14 protein-coding genes are annotated in these 15,853 nt (G+C 66.4%); 4 read left to right on the top strand and 10 right to left on the bottom strand.

The window, feature by feature from the left end; all coding sequences use genetic code 11:
* Positions 1 to 110: 110 nt before the first annotated feature.
* From RT567_RS00145 to RT567_RS00135, 3 genes are read left to right on the top strand one after another with little or no spacing between them, the layout of a single operon-like run.
* Positions 111 to 1,496 carry an MFS transporter gene (locus RT567_RS00145; protein ID WP_313573460.1) on the top strand — a complete coding sequence of 462 codons (1,386 nt, stop codon included), beginning with the start codon at positions 111 to 113 and terminating at the stop codon, positions 1,494 to 1,496.
* Positions 1,497 to 2,285, top strand: coding sequence for a nucleoside triphosphate pyrophosphohydrolase (gene mazG, locus RT567_RS00140; protein WP_313573458.1), 789 nt, complete (start codon positions 1,497 to 1,499; stop codon positions 2,283 to 2,285).
* Entirely contained in the window at positions 2,282 to 2,956 is a 675-nt protein-coding gene (locus RT567_RS00135) for an HAD-IA family hydrolase (RefSeq protein WP_313573456.1), read from the top strand. Before mazG ends, RT567_RS00135 begins: the two co-directional genes overlap by 4 nt.
* On the opposite strand, the gene RT567_RS00130 is transcribed toward RT567_RS00135, so the two are convergent.
* The 8 genes from RT567_RS00130 to dusB form a co-directional block, all read right to left on the bottom strand.
* Complete coding sequence (locus tag RT567_RS00130) at positions 2,953 to 4,581, bottom strand: Na+/H+ antiporter (protein ID WP_313573454.1); 1,629 nt, start codon at positions 4,579 to 4,581, stop codon at positions 2,953 to 2,955. The two genes, RT567_RS00135 and RT567_RS00130, sit on opposite strands and share 4 nt — an antisense overlap.
* Positions 4,582 to 4,588: 7 nt before the next feature.
* Positions 4,589 to 5,902, bottom strand: coding sequence for a GTPase HflX (gene hflX / locus RT567_RS00125; RefSeq protein ID WP_313573453.1), 1,314 nt, complete (start codon positions 5,900 to 5,902; stop codon positions 4,589 to 4,591).
* Positions 5,903 to 6,148, bottom strand: a complete 246-nt coding sequence (gene hfq / locus RT567_RS00120; RefSeq protein ID WP_003164861.1) for an RNA chaperone Hfq — start codon at positions 6,146 to 6,148, stop codon at positions 5,903 to 5,905. It lies immediately after the preceding gene.
* Positions 6,149 to 6,284: 136 nt separating this feature from the next.
* A complete protein-coding gene (locus RT567_RS00115) occupies positions 6,285 to 7,088 on the bottom strand; it encodes a class I SAM-dependent methyltransferase (protein WP_313573451.1) in 804 nt (267 codons plus the stop codon).
* An 8-nt stretch (positions 7,089 to 7,096) separates the two neighbouring features.
* Positions 7,097 to 7,957 (bottom strand): D-amino-acid transaminase, encoded by an 861-nt coding sequence (locus RT567_RS00110; RefSeq protein ID WP_313573449.1) that lies wholly within the window; start codon positions 7,955 to 7,957, stop codon positions 7,097 to 7,099.
* The gene (locus RT567_RS00105; protein WP_313573447.1) at positions 7,957 to 9,363 is read right to left on the bottom strand and encodes a sigma-54 dependent transcriptional regulator; all 1,407 of its coding nucleotides are present in this window, start codon (positions 9,361 to 9,363) and stop codon (positions 7,957 to 7,959) included. The genes RT567_RS00110 and RT567_RS00105 overlap by 1 nt, the downstream gene beginning before the upstream one ends.
* A 10-nt stretch (positions 9,364 to 9,373) precedes the next feature.
* A complete protein-coding gene (locus RT567_RS00100) occupies positions 9,374 to 11,626 on the bottom strand; it encodes an ATP-binding protein (RefSeq protein WP_409516128.1) in 2,253 nt (750 codons plus the stop codon).
* The gene (gene dusB / locus RT567_RS00095) at positions 11,626 to 12,675 is read right to left on the bottom strand and encodes a tRNA dihydrouridine synthase DusB (RefSeq protein WP_313573443.1); all 1,050 of its coding nucleotides are present in this window, start codon (positions 12,673 to 12,675) and stop codon (positions 11,626 to 11,628) included. Before dusB ends, RT567_RS00100 begins: the two co-directional genes overlap by 1 nt.
* 65 nt (positions 12,676 to 12,740) lie before the next feature.
* Between dusB and RT567_RS00090 the strand changes: the two genes are divergently transcribed.
* Positions 12,741 to 13,883 (top strand): bifunctional 2-C-methyl-D-erythritol 4-phosphate cytidylyltransferase/2-C-methyl-D-erythritol 2,4-cyclodiphosphate synthase, encoded by a 1,143-nt coding sequence (locus RT567_RS00090; protein WP_313573441.1) that lies wholly within the window; start codon positions 12,741 to 12,743, stop codon positions 13,881 to 13,883.
* 8 nt (positions 13,884 to 13,891) lie between these two features.
* Here the strand turns inward: RT567_RS00090 and RT567_RS00085 are convergent, their stop codons facing one another.
* Positions 13,892 to 15,184 carry an ATP-binding protein gene (locus RT567_RS00085; protein WP_313573439.1) on the bottom strand — a complete coding sequence of 431 codons (1,293 nt, stop codon included), beginning with the start codon at positions 15,182 to 15,184 and terminating at the stop codon, positions 13,892 to 13,894.
* An 11-nt stretch (positions 15,185 to 15,195) separates the two neighbouring features.
* On the bottom strand, positions 15,196 to 15,849 hold the full coding sequence (locus RT567_RS00080; protein ID WP_313573437.1) for a response regulator transcription factor: 654 nt from the start codon (positions 15,847 to 15,849) through the stop codon (positions 15,196 to 15,198).
* Between the last annotated feature and the right edge of the window lie 4 nt (positions 15,850 to 15,853).

Here is a 15,853-nt window from a genome sequence, read left to right as displayed (position 1 = left end):
GCCTCAGGATAAGAGTCGCCGCAACCCCTTCCGCCGGTCTTCGCGCCTGCTCCGAAAACCTGCATGGTGACGGTTGCGGCCGACTCGCGCCGCGATCGGGCCGTGACCGCATGACCGCAACCGCCGCGCCTTCGTCCGCCATCGCCGCGCCCGACGCGCCGCGCCGGTCCAACGCCATCCTGGCCGCCTTTTCAGGCCCGTGCCTGCCGCTGGCGGCCTTCGGCGTGGCTCTGCCCGTCACTCTGCCGGAATTCTACGCCACCCATGTCGGCATCGAGATGGGCATGGTGGCCGCTGTCTTCATGGCGGTGCGGCTGATCGACATCGTGTTCGACCCCTTCATCGGCTGGGGCATGGACAAGACGCGGACGCGCCTGGGCCGCTATCGCCCGTGGATGGCCGTGGCGACGCCGATCCTGATGCTGGCGGCGCTGATGATGTTCGTGACGGTCCAGCCGGGCGCGGGGCCGATCTATCTGTTCGCCTGGTTGCTGGTGCTCTACCTCGGCTTTTCGATGGGAACGCTGGGCCAACTGGGTTGGGCCGCCGTCCTGGCGCCGCAGTATGACCAGCGCAGCCGGGTCTATGGCTGGTGGCAGGTGTTCAACATCATCGGCGTGATCCTGATCCTGATCCTGCCGACCATCGTGGTGAAGACGGGTATCGGCGACTACGCCGACGGCGTGCGGATTATGGGCTGGGCCATCATCATCGCCCTGCCGCTGACCATCGGCCTGGCCATGGTCGCCGTGCCCGAGCCGGTCAACGCCGGCGCCGCGCCGCACGGCGGGCCGAGCGCCTACCTGGCCCTGTTCAAGATGAAGACGGTGCGCAAGCTGCTGATCGCCGACCTGCTGCTGGGCATCGCGCCAGGCATCACAGGGTCGCTGCTATTCTTCTTCTTCGGCCAGATCAAGGGCTACGACCACACCCAGGCGTCGCTGTTCATGCTGATCTACTTCATGGCCGGTCTGGTCGGGGCGCCCATCTGGGCCTGGCTGGCGACCAAGATCGGTAAGGATCGCGCCCTGGCCGTGGCCAGCCTGATCTTCGCCGTCTTCTACGTCGGCGCGACCCTGGTTCCCGGCGGCAACTTCGCCCTGACGGCGGTCGCCATGTTCATCGCCGGCCTGCCCTATGCGGCGGGCCTGTTCCTGCTGCGCGCCATGATGGCGGACGCGGGCGACGAGGTGCGGCTGGAGACGGGCGTGGACCGCACCGGCCTAATGTTCTCCATCCTGTCGGCCACGACCAAGATGGGTCACGTCTTCGCGCTGATCCCCTACGCCATCCTGCCGCTGGTCGGGTTCAAGGCGCTGCCGGGGCCGGAGGGGAACAGCGAGTTCTCGCTGCTGATCCTGCAGATCCTGTTCATCGCCGTGCCGGGCCTGCTATTGGCGGCCACCGCCTGGGTGCTGAAGGGCTATCCCCTGACGCCGCAGCGGCATGACGAAATCCGCGCCGCCCTGGCGCAAAGAGACGCCGGACCCGCCTGAATGACCCATCCCGTCGACCGCCTGAAGGACATCATGGTTCGCCTGCGCGATCCGAACGGCGGCTGTCCCTGGGACGTGGAGCAGACCTTCCAGACCATCGCCCCCTATACGATCGAGGAAGCCTATGAGGTCGCCGACGCCATCGAGCGCGGCGACATGGACGAGTTAAGGGTCGAACTGGGCGACCTGCTGTTCCAGGTCGTCTTCCACTCGCGCATGGCCGAAGAGGCGGGACATTTCCAGCTGGAAGACGTGGCCGAGGCCATGGCCGACAAGCTGATCCGGCGCCACCCGCACGTCTTCGGCGACGAGGCGGCCAAGGCCACCGGCCCGGCCCAGAAGGCCCGCTGGGAAGACATCAAGGCCGCCGAGCGCAAGGCCAAGGAACAGCATGGCGTGCTGGACGACGTTCCGGTCGGCCTGCCCGCCCTGACCCGCGCGGCCAAGTTGACCAAGCGCGCTGGCCGCGTCGGCTTCGACTGGCCCTCGACCGATGAGGTCTTCGACAAGCTGGCCGAAGAGGTTGAGGAACTGCGCGTCGAGATCGCAGCCGGCGACAAGGAAAAGGCGCGCGAGGAGCTGGGCGACCTGCTGTTCGTCGTCGCCAACCTGGCCCGCAAGCTGGAGGTCGAGCCGGAAGACGCATTGCGCGCCGCCAACGCCAAATTCGTGCGCCGCTTCGCATTCATCGAGGCTGAGCTGAAGAAGGACGGCCGCACGCCGGAGCAGTCCGATCTGCCTGAAATGGACGCCCTATGGGACGCCGCAAAAGCGGCCGAACGGGCATGAACCGAGGTCCGTTCGACCTCATCATCTTCGACTACGACGGGGTCATCGCCGACAGTGAGCTGTTGAACAATGCGGTGATGGCCGAACTGCTCAGCGAGATCGGCCTGCCGACCACGCTGGACGACGCTCTGGCGACCTATCTAGGCAAGCGCTGGCTGGACTGCGAGCCGATCATTGCGGAACGCCTGGGCGCGCCCTGCCCGCCCGGCGTTCAAGACGAATGGACGCGCCGTTGCCACGAGCGCGCCCGGCGTGACCTGACGGCGGTGGCGGGTTTCGACGCCTTCCTGACCGGACGCGACGAACGGCGCTGCATCGCCTCCTCCAGCCCGCCCGACTGGATCGAACTGGGGCTTCGCCATTTCGGCGCCCATGACGTCTTCGCCGGACCGATCTTCAGCGCTGCGGTCCATGTGAGCCGGGGCAAGCCGCACCCCGACCTGTTTCTGTACGCCGCCGACGCCATGAAGGCCGCGCCTGAACGCACCCTGGTGATCGAAGACAGCCCGACAGGCGTTCTGGCGGGAGCCGCGGCGGGCATGACAGTCGTCGGCCTGTGCGCGGGCGGCCACATCCGCGGCGATCACCCGCAACGATTGGCTCAAGCCGGAGCCCACCAGGTATTCGACAGCTACGCTGACCTGGCGGCCTGGATCGCTGACGCCGCCTAGACGTAGCGCAATTCCTGCAAGTCGATCTCGCGGATCAGCTTGCGCGCCGTCTCTTCATCGATCAGCCGCTGACGGCCCAGGCGGACCAGTTCCTCACGTTCAGCGACAAGACCGGTCAGACGGAGACGGCGCTCGATCTCGTCGGCGCGGCGGGCTTGAACCACGGCGTCAGCCTCCATGCTGGCGCGCATGTCGATGCGGTGGCGATAGACCTCCATCACCCGCGTCGCCGTCTCGGCGTAGAAGTCAGGGTCCAGCTTGCCCTCGGCCATGGCGTGCTGAGCGTCCTCGATCGCGCGGATCGCGGCCCAAGCGGCGGCGACGCGGGACCGGCTTTCTTGGGCCTGATGGTCATCTTCGGGCGGAAGCTGCACGCCCTTCAGCAGGCGCGGTAGGGCCACCGTCGCCAGCACCAGGGAGACGATGATCACGCCCGCCGCCAGGAAGATCGCCAGGTTGCGCGCCGGCAAGGCCGAACCGTCGCTCAGGTAAAACGGCAGCGTCAGGATGCCCGCCAGGGTGATCGCCCCGCGCACCCCGGCCAACGACATGACGGCCACCAGCCTCAGTCCGACCTTGGGCGGCGCGCTACGGCCCTTGCGACGGAACAGGGTCAGCTTCAACGACGTCCACACCCAGACGAAGCGCAGGATCGCCAGGGCCGCGACAATGGCGAAGACATAGACGGCCAGCCACCAGATCTCGTCATGGTCCGTGGAGCGGATCACCTCGGCCGCTCGCGCCAGGATGGACGGCATCTGCTCGCCCAGGATGACGAAGATCAGGCCGTTGGCGACGAACTGCACCGTATCCCACACCACGGCGCGGCGAATGCGCGTCGCGGCCAGCGCCGAGCCCTGCCGTTCGGTGAAACTCATGGTCACGCCGGCCGCCACCGCCGCCAGAATGCCCGAGGCGTGGATCGCTTCGGCCGCCAGATAGGCCGCAAAAGGCATCAGCAGGCTGATCAGGATCTGGCCGCCGACGTCCTCGCCCCAACGGCGGCTGATGAAGGCTTTCACCAAGCCGATGGCCAGGGTGACGGCGATGCCGACGGCCACGCCCGCCACCGCCAGCCAGGCGAACGTTCCGAAGGCGCTGGACAAGGAAAAGGCGCCGGTCGTCGCCGCGATCACGGCGATCCGCATGCAGGTCAGGCCGGTTGCATCATTCAGCAGCGACTCGCCTTCCAGGATATGCATCAGGCGTTTGGGGATCGGCGCCCGCCCGGCGATGGTCTGCACGGCGATCGGGTCCGTCGGCGACAGGATCGCCGCCAGGGCGAAGGCGACGGCCAGCGGCATGGCCGGGATCATCCAGTGGATCAGGAAGCCCAGGCCCAGAACGGTGAAAACCACCAGCCCAAGCGCCAGCTCCAGGATCACCACCTTGTCCCGGAACAAGGCCTCCTTGGGGATACGCCAGCCGTCCACAAACAACAGCGGCGGCAGAAACAGCAGGAAGAAGACATCCGGCTTCAGGTCGACCGACTGGCCCGTGATCAGCACGACCCCCGCCCCGAGGGCGATCTGCACCAGCGGCAGGGCGATGCGCGTGATGCGAGCCACCCATCCCGACAGCACCACGGCCAGCAACAGGAAGAGGACGGTCTCGATCAGGTGCATGACAGGATCAGTCGATCACGTCCGGATACAGTCGTTCAAGCCGCCCCAGCGCGGCGGGATGCAGGCGAACCGTCAGGTGAACCCGGCCTTCTGCGTCCGTCTCGCGCCCTGTCACCCGCCCGTTGGCGTAGAGCCAGGCCAGCAGGTCGCCGCGATGCGGCTCGACCGTCAGATGCGTCTCCGGATCATCATCGATCAGGCCCGCGATGGTTTCGCGCAACGCCTCGATCCCTTCGCCGGTCCAGGCGGACACGGCCACGGCCTGCCCCTCGCGCGACAGGCGTTCGGCCTGGCCGACGACGGTCTCGCGCGTTTCCGGCTCCAGCAGATCGATCTTGTTCCAGACCTCGAGGATGCGGCGCGTCTTGCCTTCGGGCGTGGGTATCTGTTCCAGCACCGCTTCGACGTCCTTGGCCTGGGCGGCGCTGTCAGGCGAGGCGATGTCCCGCACGTGCAGGATCAGATCGGCCTCGCCGACCTCCTCCAGCGTGGCGCGGAAGCTCTCGACCAGCTCGTGCGGCAGGTCGGAAACGAAGCCCACGGTGTCGGCGATGATGGCGGGACGCCCCTGCGGCAGGCGAATGGTGCGCTGGGTCGTGTCCAGGGTGGCGAACAGCAGATCCTTGGCCATCACCTCGGCGCCGGTCAGCCGATTAAACAGCGTCGACTTGCCCGCATTGGTGTAGCCGACCAGGGCGACCGAAGGGAACGGAACCTGCTTGCGCGCCTTGCGGTGCAGGCCGCGCGTGCGGCGCACCTCTTCCAGCTCGGCCTTCAGCCGCACGATGCGGTCGGCGATCATCCGCCGATCCAACTCGATCTGGGTTTCGCCAGGGCCGCCCGTGCCGCCCGTACCGCCGCGCTGGCGCTCCAGGTGGGTCCAGGTGCGCACCAGGCGAGAGCGTTCGTATTCCAGTCGCGCCAGCTCGACCTGCAATCGCCCTTCTCGCGTGCGAGCGCGGCGGCCGAAGATCTCGAGGATCAGGCCGGTACGGTCGATGACCTTGATGTCCCAGAAGCGTTCCAGGTTGCGCTGCTGCACCGGCGTCAGTTGGTCGTCGACGACGACCGCCTCGGCGTCGGCGGCCAGGATCAGGGCCGAAATCTCTTCTAGCTTACCCCGCCCAATCAGGGTGGCGGGCGTGACGGAGCGCAGGCGCACGATTTCCTGCGCCCGCACGTCGAGGTCCAGCGCCTGGGCCAGGCCCACGGCCTCTTCCAGGCGTTCGGTCGCGTGGCGCGCATTGTCGCCGCGGCGGTCGGGGTGGATGACGACGGCCCGGATCAGCGGGACGGCGTGGTCAATGAGTTTGGAGGTCAATCAGTCTTCTTCGGCGTCGGGCTCGTACAGTTGCACGGGCGCGGACGGCATGATGGTCGAGATGGCGTGCTTGTAGACCAGCTGCGATTGGCCATCGCGACGCAGCAGCACACAGAAGTTGTCGAACCAGGTAACGATGCCCTGAAGCTTGACGCCGTTGACCAGGAAGATGGTCAGCGGGGTCTTCGTCTTGCGGACGCTGTTCAGGAAGGTGTCCTGGAGGTTCTGTCGTTTGTCTTGCGACATGGCAGGTTGATCCTGTTCTTGGTTTTTCGCACCGCAGAACGGCGCAGGCCGGTACGGCCTAGAAGACCTTAAACGCGGCTCTAGCGCGGCCGCAACAGCAGAAGACGGTTTTGCAGAAATCGTTTGAGTTCGGGGTTTACGCTGGCGCTCTACGTCCCTGAATGGTGGCGCCGTGAAAACCGCCATGGTCCGTGTGGGTCAGCTCGAAATCCACCACTCCCGCCGAGAACAGAATGGCCGCGATCACCGTGAGATCATAGTCGAACATCACCATCTCGCCCTTGGGTAGGGCGTTCAAGGCGGCGTCGTTGGTGATGACCGGCAGCCCCTCGCTCATCAGCACACGCCCGCCAGGCGCGGCGGCCAGGGCCGGATCTCGGTACAAGGCGAACTGCAGAGTGACGAAGCCGCCTGGAGCCAGGCGCTTCATCAGTTCCTTCAACAAGGCGTAGCCGCGCTCTGGGGGGATATGCTGGAAAACGATGACCGACAGAACCCAGTCGAACAGGCGATCCGGCATCTCCTGGCCGAACGCCGCTCCGACGACCGGTGTGCGCCGGGCCTCGGCCAGCATGGATTCGGCGATATCGACACCAAAGGCGTCGCCCGTGGCAGCGGCGAGCGCCCGAGTCACCCGACCGACGCCACAGCCAAAATCAAGCGCGGACGTCGGCGCAAAATCAGGATAGCGCCGACGAAAATGCTCCATCAGGCCTCGAACGTCGCCTTCTCCTGTTTGGAAAAACTCTGTCCGCGCCTGTTCGGTGAGGTTTTCGGTCTTGAAGCGCGGATCAGCCAGCACCCCGAAATAGGGATTGGTGCGCCCAATCTCCTCCCAATCCGCATCGGTATCGCGCGGACGAACATCAGCATCGCCCTCAGCCCCGACCTCGGCGTCGGCCTCTACCCTAGCTTTACGCGAGAACAAGCTCTTAAACATGCTCACCACTAGACGGCGTCGCGCCGCGCCTGTTCCAGATAGATCTCGCGCAGGCGGGTCGCCACCGGGCCGGGCTTGCCGTCGCCGATGCGGGTTCCGTCAAGAGAGACGATCGGCATGACAAAGGAACTGGCCGCCGTGACGAAGACCTCGCGCGCGCGCTTGGCTTCCTCGACGCTGAAGGCGCGCTCTTCCAGTTCGATACCCTCGGCCTCGACCAGCTTCAGGATCGCCGCGCGGGTGATGCCGCGCAGGATGTTGGCCTGGGTGTCGCGGGTCCGCAGCTTCCCGTTCTCGTCGATGATCCAGGCGTTGGTCGAAGAGCCCTCGGTCACCATGCCCATTTCATCGAACAAGATGGCCTCATAGGCGCCGCGCTCACGCGCCGCTTGCTTGGCCAAGGCGTTGGGCAGAAGGCCGACCGTCTTGATGTCGCAGCGGCCCCAGCGCATGTCCGGGTGGGTGACGCCAGCGGCGCCCTTGGCGGCCAGAGCTTCGCCCTTCCTCAGGTCAATCGACTTGGCGGTGATGATGACGCTGCGCGCCACGTCCTGTGGGAAGGCGTGGTCGCGCGGGGCCGTGCCGCGCGTGATCTGGATATAGACGATGCCGTTTCGCACCCGGTTCCGGCGGATCGTCTCGCGCAGCACGATGCCCAGGGAATCGGCCGACATGGGAATGTCGATCCGCAGCTCGGTCAGACTGCGAGCCAGTCGGCTCAGATGGCCCTGATAATCGGCCAGCTTGCCGTCGAAGACCGACCAGACCTCATAGACGCCGTCGGCGAACTGGAACCCGCGATCCTCGATATGGACCACGGCCTGACCGTGCGGCTGATAGATGCCGTTTACGTAGGCGACCCTGGACATCAGGCGCCCTCTCCTTCTTCGTCTCCGCCGCGTGCGGGCGACACGCCCAGCGACTTAAGCTTGCGATGCAACGCAGATCTTTCCATGCCGATGAAGGCCGCGGTGCGCGAGATGTTTCCACCGAACCGCATGATCTGCGCCGAAAGATATTCCCGCTCGAACACCTCACGCGCCTCGCGCAACGGCAGGGCGATGATGCGGTCAGCGCCCAGAGAGGACGGGCTGGCGGACGACGCCACCTCCTGCGGCAGCATGTCGGCCGTGATCGGCTCGTCCGGGCCGCCGGTCGCCAGGATCAGCAGGCGTTCGACGTTATTGCGTAGCTGGCGCACATTGCCTGGCCAAGGATGAACCTGAAGCACGGCCAGGGCGTCGTCGGCGATACGGCGGTGCGGCAGCCCTTGGGACGCCGACAGGCTGTCGACGAAATACTCGACCAGTTCGGCGATGTCCTCGCGTCGTTCAGACAGAGGGGGCACCCGGATCGGCACCACGTTCAGTCGGTGGAAGAGGTCTTCGCGGAACCGGCCTTCGCCAATCTCTACTCGAAGGTCGCGCGAGGTCGAGCTGATGACGCGCACATCGACCTGAACATCCTGTTCGCCGCCAACCCGCCGGAAGCGTTGCTCGACCAGAACGCGCAGGATGCGGCTTTGGCTTTCGCGCGGCATGTCGGCCACGTCATCCAGGAACAGAGTGCCGTTATGAGCTTGCTCGAAGACGCCGATCTTGCGCGGGCGGCCATCGACGCCTTCTTCGCCGAACAGTTCAACGTCCAGACGTTCGGGCGCCATCCCGGCGGCGGAAATGGCCACGAACTCGGCCTTGGTGCGCGGGCTCGCTTCGTGAATCTGGCGCGCCGCCAACTCCTTGCCAGAACCCGGCGGCCCCGAGATCAGGATACGGCTGTTGGCCGGCGCGACCTTGGAAATGGTGCTGCGCAGGGTCTGGGCGGCGACGGACTTGCCGATCAATCCGCTGGGCGTCAGCGTCTGGGCGCGCAGGCGCCGGTTTTCACGCTTCAGCGCCGCCGCCTCCAGGGCGCGCTCCACCACCACGACCAGCCGGTCGGACTTGAACGGCTTTTCGATGAAATCATAAGCGCCACGCTTCAGGGCGCTGACGGCGGTTTCGATATTGCCGTGCCCCGAGATCATGACGACCGGCAGGTCTTGATCCAGCTCGCGCACGACATCGAGCAGTTCCAGCCCATCCAGACCGCCGCCCTGCATCCAGATATCGAGGACGGCCAAGGAGGGCTTGCGCGCCCGGATGGCGGCCAGAGCCTCGTCCGAATTGGCCGCCGTGCGGACTGAATGGCCTTCGTCCTCAAGCAGGCCAGAGACCAGGTCGCGGATGTCCGCTTCGTCGTCAACGACCAGAATATCAGCACCAGTATTACGCATGACGCCTCGCTTAACTCGCCGCGCTCGCCGCGCTGGACGCGCGTTGAGCGGACTTATGGTTCTGGGTCAGTGGGAAGATCAGGCTTACGCGCGCGCCCGACAGTGTTTCCGCGTCAGCCAGCCGCAACTCGCCGCCGTGGTCCTCGCAGATGCGCTTGACGATGGCCAAGCCCAAGCCTGTGCCCTTCTCGCGCGTAGTGACATAAGGCTCAGTCAGCCGATCTCGATCCTTGGCCGGCAGGCCGACGCCGTCGTCTTCCATCGTGAAGATCGCGCGTCCATCTTCAATGTCGAGCCTAGCGATGATGCCCAGCGTCCCTTCAGCAACGGGGTCGCGCGCGCGCTTTGCGCCGACGGCCTCGCCCGCATTCTTCAGGATATTGGCCAGAGCCTGTCCCACCATGCGGCCGTCGCATTGCAGGACGACGCTGGGCAGCGGCTCAACCAGCTCCACCCCGATGTCGGGCATGGCGACGCGCTGGGCGAATACCGCCTCGCGCAGCATTTCAGCCGGGTTCTCCATCGAGAAACGCGGCGCGGGCATACGCGCGAAGGACGAGAACTCGTCCACCATTCGACCGATATCGCCCACCTGACGGATGATGGTCTCGGTGCAGCGATCGAACACCTCGACGTCGTCGCCGACGCGCTCGCGATAGCGGCGACGCAGGCGTTCGGCCGACAGCTGGATCGGCGTCAGGGGGTTCTTGATCTCATGGGCGATGCGCCGCGCCACGTCGCGCCAGGCCGCGTTGCGCTGAGCCGTGACCAGACGGGTGATATCGTCGAAGGTCAGCACCATCTCGCCGCCCTGCCCGCCCTCGATGCGGACACGCAGACGCATGGCTTCGCCATCGCGGCTGACATCGATGTCTTCCTCGATGTGCGCCTCGCCACGCTCGGAAAGTTCGCCCAGCTCCGGCGCAACCTCGGCCAGACGCAGGCCCTGCACCTGCTCCGGGTCGAGACCCAGCAACTGACTGGCGCTGTCGTTGATGGCCGAGATGCGCCGCATACGGTCCAGGCCGATCACGCCCGCGCTGACGCCCGACAGCACGGTTTCAATGAACAGGCTGCGCCCCTGCGCCTCATCTGACGCGGTCTTCAACGCTGCCTGCTGGGTCTTGATGTCCTCGGTCATCCGATTGAAGGCCTCGGACAGGACGATGATCTCGGACGGCGCCCCTGAGTTGTCGACGCGCGCGTCTAGATCGCCGCCAGCCACCTGATCCGCCGCCTTCACCAGCCGCCCGATCGGCGCAGAAATCGAACTGGCCGCCGACATGGCCAGCCAGACCGCACCCACCAGCACCAGTAGGGCCGTCTCCAGATAGCTAAGCGCAAAGGCCGCCTGAATGCGCGCCCGGCTTTCCTCGGCGGCGCGATAGGCAGTGATGGACTCCTCGCCGTTGCGCATCCGCTGGATCAGACCCGGCGCCAGCGGCCGCACGACGTAGAGGTAGGCGTGACCGTAATCCGGCAACGGATAGAGGGCCCGCACCATGTCCGGGTTCTCTGTCACCGTCGTCGGCGCCACTTCGCCGCCGGCCACGGTTTCGAAAGCCTCGCGCGGCGGCGCAACATAGGGCGGTGCGCCTGGCTGTTCGCCGCTGGCGAGAACGCGCCCCTCTTCATCCAGAATATAAAGCGCCGGATAGCCGAAGAAGTCGCCGATCTGCGACAGGGCGCGCGAGAACTGGATCCGGTTGTCGAACAGGTCGCGCACTCCGCCCAGTTCAGTCGCCATCGTCTCCAGATCAACCTCCAGCCCTGCGCCCACGTCGGCGACATAGGCGCGGCCGATCTCGGCGCCGTTCTCGACCGCCGAACGAACGTTTGTGCTGAACCACTGATCCACCCCCCGGTTGACCAGCAGGCCGAACACCAGGGCGATCAGCACCGCCGGCACGACCGCGACGAGCGAGAAAAGGGTGACGAAACGCAGATGCAGGCGCGCGCCGGGATCATTCCGATTGCGCGTCAGGCGCAGCACCCGCCCGCCGATCACTGCCGCCAGACCCGCGATCAGGATCAGATTGGCCAGAAGAATGAAGAGTACGACCTGACTGGCCGCCGTGCGCGCATCGCCGCCCGCCGTCGCTCCAGGCGCGATCGCCACGAGCCAAATGGCGGCGGCCGTGATCAGAAAGGCGATGGCGTAGGCGGTGCCGAACAAGGCCCGTGCGCGACCATCAGCCAAACGCCCCCAGAGCGAGCGCTCTGAGGTCTGTTGCTCAGCCGTGGAAACGGGCGTGTCCGACATCAGGCCACAGCTTCGAACACCTGTGGCTCGTTTTCAACATCGAAGTTGCTCAAATGCGTCACACCTAGCCAAAGGTCGGTCAGAGCGGCCTCGACCTCTTCTGGCGTCTCCAGGCGACACAGGCGGGCCTTGGCGGCACGGCGCTCGCCCGGATCGGCAGGCCACGGCGCCTGTTCGATGTACCAGCCCAGATGCTTGCGGAACATTTTCAGCCCCAGCGGCAGGCCGTAGAAGGCAGCGGACGCCCGCAGATGCTCGATGACGATGGCCAGACGCTCTTCGCGATCCGGCTCCTGAAGCTGTGTCCCGTCGATCAGGGCGCGCTCCAGATGCGCCGCCAGCCAAGGCCGACCATAGACCCCGCGCCCCAGCATCAAGGCGTCAGCGCCAGAACGATTCAGGGCCTCGCGCGCCTGTTCGGCCGTGATGATGTCCCCGTTGACGATAACGGGAATGGCGACCGCCTGCTTGACCTCTGCGACCGCGTCCCAGTCAGCAACGCCTGTATAGAATTGCTTACGGGTACGGCCATGCACGGTGACGGCGGCCACGCCCAGCCCTTCGGCGCGACGCGCCAGATCGGCGGCGTTGTGGCTGTTCTCATCCCAGCCCAGCCGCATCTTGACGCTGACCGGGCGGCTGACGGCGCCGACGACCGCCTCCATGATCCGCGCGGCCTGATCGGGCGTGCGCATCAGAGCCGAACCGCAGGCGGCGCCGGTGACTTCCTTGGCCGGACAGCCGAAGTTCAGGTCGATGAGGTCTGCGCCCGCCGCCTCGGCCATGCGCGCGCCTTCAGCCATGACGGCCGGGTCGCCGCCGACCAGCTGGATCACCGTCAAAGGCAACCCCCCGCCCACGGCGGCGCGCCGAACCACATCGGGTCGCCCACGCGCCAGTTCGGCCGAGGCCACCATTTCCGTCGCCACATAGGCGGCGCCCAGCCGCGAGGCCAGCACCCGAAACGGCAGGTCCGTGATCCCGGTCATGGGCGCCATCAGCACCCGCCCCGCGATCTTCACATCGCCAATCTGCAACCCGTTCGTCATGAGGCTCCTTAGCACCGATGAACGCCCCTCTCGTCAAGCGGAACCGGGACGCCTAGAAGACCCGCATGGGATTCTCAGCGATCGTCGTGGCCGCCGGCTCGGGTTCTCGAGCGGGCGGCGCCAAGCAGTGGCGTAGGGTCGGCGGCAAGCCGGTCGCGCGCTGGTCGGTCGAGGCTCTGCTGGACGCCGGGGCCCGCGAAGTCGTCCTGGTGATCTCCGCAAACGCCAAGCAAGAAGCTGAAGCTGTCTTGGCCGGCCTGACTGGATGGCGCGCCGTTTCCGGCGGCGCGACACGCGCCCAGTCAGTTTGCGCTGGACTGGATGCGCTGACCGGAGGCGACAACGAGCCGGTCCTGATCCATGACGCCGCCCGTCCTTTCCTGAGTGCCGAAGTGATCGAACGGTTGCTGTCGGGGCTGGCCGACGCTGACGGCGCCCTGCCTGCCCTACCTGTCGCCGACAGCCTGCGCCAAGGGCATGGAGACATGGTCGTCGGCGCTGTGGACCGCGAAAATCTGTGGCGCGCCCAGACCCCGCAGGCTTTCCGCCTCAAGACCATTCGCGACGCCTATGCCGCCTGGCCCGCTGACGAAGCCGCCACCGACGAAGCCGCCGTAGTCGAGCGTGCAGGCGGTCGCGTCCGATTGATCCCAGGCGATCCGCGCCTGATGAAGCTGACCTATCCAGAGGATTTCGCCATGGCCGAGGCCCTGTCGCCTGCCCGCACCGTCACCCGCATCGGCCAGGGCTATGACGTCCATCGCTGGGGGCCGGGCTCGTCGGTCTGGCTCTGCGGGGTCGAGATTCCGCATGACCAGACCCTGATCGGCCATTCGGACGCCGATGCGGGCCTGCACGCCCTGACCGACGCTATTCTAGGCGCCATCGCCGACGGCGACATTGGCGACCACTTCCCCCCCAGCGATCCGCAGTGGAAGGGGGCTTCGTCCGACCGCTTCCTGGTCTACGCCGCCGAACGGGTGGCCCTGCGCGGCGGGCGCATCATCAATGTCGATGTGACCCTGATCTGCGAGCAACCCAAGGTGAAACCGCACCGGCTGGCTATGCGCGAGCGGCTGGCGAACCTGCTGAAACTGCCGCTGGACGCCGTGAGCGTGAAGGCGACCACCAGCGAGGAAATGGGCTTCGTCGGCCGCAATGAAGGCCTGGCGGCGCAGGCCGTGGCTGCAATCGAAATGCCCGCCTGAACCTTCGATCAGGCCGGCTGGATCGGCAGGCCGTGCAGTTCGACCCGCAAACCGCCCAGCGCCGAAGGTGTAAAGCGCACGGTCCCGCCATGCGCCTTCATCGTCGACAGGACGATGGACAGGCCCAGACCGCTGCCGCCGACAGGAGCCTCCGCCGTACGGAAGAAGCGTCGCCCCAGGCGTTCCAGATCATCCGCGGCCACGCCGGGGCCGTCGTCCTCGATCACCAGAACGGCGTCAGCCCCTTCGCCGACGACCGACACATTGATCCGTCCCCGCGCCGCGCCGCGCGCATTGGCCATCAGGTTGGCGACGACCGTCTCAAAGCGGTCCGGCTGAACGTGAAGCTGAAACTCTTCATGCGGCAGATGCAGGCGGTCGTCGGCGCCCGTCGCCTGAAACAGACTGCGCAGATCGATCCATCGCTTGGCGGCGTCGTCCACCGCCGCCTCGTCCTCACGGGCGAGCGTCAGCAACCCCGTGACCAGACGCGCCGTCCGGTCAACAGAGGTCTGGATCTGCTCCAGCGCATGCTTGCGCACGGCCGGATCGTCCGTGGCGGCCGCGATCTGAGCCTGAACCCGAAGGCCGGCCAGCGGCGTCCGAAGTTCATGAGCCGCCGCCGCGGTGAACTCCGTCTCTCGACGGCGCGCTTCGCTGACGCGCGAGATGAGATCGTTCAGCGCCCAAGCGAAGGGTTGCAGATCCTTGCCGCCCGGGGCCACGTCGATCGGCGTCAGATCGTCAGCCTGACGACTGGCGAGCGTCCGGGTCATCTGCTGGATCGGCCGCAGGCCCGCCCCCACCGACCACCAGATCAGGACGCCGAGCGCCAGCAAACCCAGCACCGCCGGCGCCAGCAGGCCGGTGACGACGCTGCCGACCAGGTGTTCGCGGATCGCCAGATTGTCGCCGACCATCACGCGATAGCCGCTTTCAGGCATATGGACGGTATAGACGCGCCAGCGCTCGCCATCGAGCACGCGCTCTGAGAAGCCGTCCTCGCCATCCGCCAGCATTTCTGTCGGGGCGCTCCGCGAACGCGCGATCAGTTCGCCTTGCATCGACCAGATCTGACAAGCCAGTTGCCGCTCATAGGCGGTAAGCGGGCGGCCCACGTCTTCATTGGCGACGGGAGACAGACTGCCCGGCCGCATCATGGACGACACCAGACGGGCCGATTCCATCAGGCGGCGATCCAGAACCCTTTGCACCTCATGGCGCGTCTGAAACTCGACCCAGACGACCGCGCCGCCCCACACCAACGCCGTGACCAGGGCGAGGATCGCGAACAACCGCATCCGAATGGACATCATTGGAGGGTGTATCCCAGGCCGCGCACGGTGCGGATGAAGTCGGCGCCCAGCTTGGCGCGCAGGTGATGGATATGAACCTCGACGGCGTTCGAGCCGATGTCCTCCTGCCAGCCGTAGAGCCGCTCCTCCAGCTGACTGCGAGACAGAACGTGGGACGGGCGCTCCATCAGGGCCTCAAGGATGGCGAACTCGCGTCGTGACAGGTGAAGGTCGCCCTGCCCGCGCCAGGCCAGCCGCGACTTGGGGTCAAGCGTCACGCCTTCATGCGACAGCGCCGGTTGCGAACGGCCCAGCAGGCGCCGACGAACCGCCCGCAGACGCGCCGCCAGTTCATCCAGATCAAACGGCTTGCCGACATAGTCGTCGGCTCCCGTATCCAGACCGGCGATTCGGTCGCGGCTGTCGTCGCGCGCCGACAGGATCACCACACCCACGTCCATGTCACGATGCCGCACGAAGCGCAGGATTTCCAACCCGTCGCCATCGGGCAGACCCAGGTCCAGAACGACCGCGTCAAAGGTCGAGCTTTCCAGTGCGGCCAGGGCGTCTTCGACCCTGGCGACCGTCTCGACGGTCCAGCCGCAAGCCCCCAGGCCGACGCGCAATCCATCCGCCAGCACCGGATCGTCTTCTACAGCGAGCAATCTCATTGGC

It is taken from the genome of Brevundimonas sp. (genome assembly GCF_032107865.1).
Classification (GTDB): domain Bacteria; phylum Pseudomonadota; class Alphaproteobacteria; order Caulobacterales; family Caulobacteraceae; genus Brevundimonas.
This window is presented reverse-complemented; position numbering and strand designations above follow the sequence as displayed.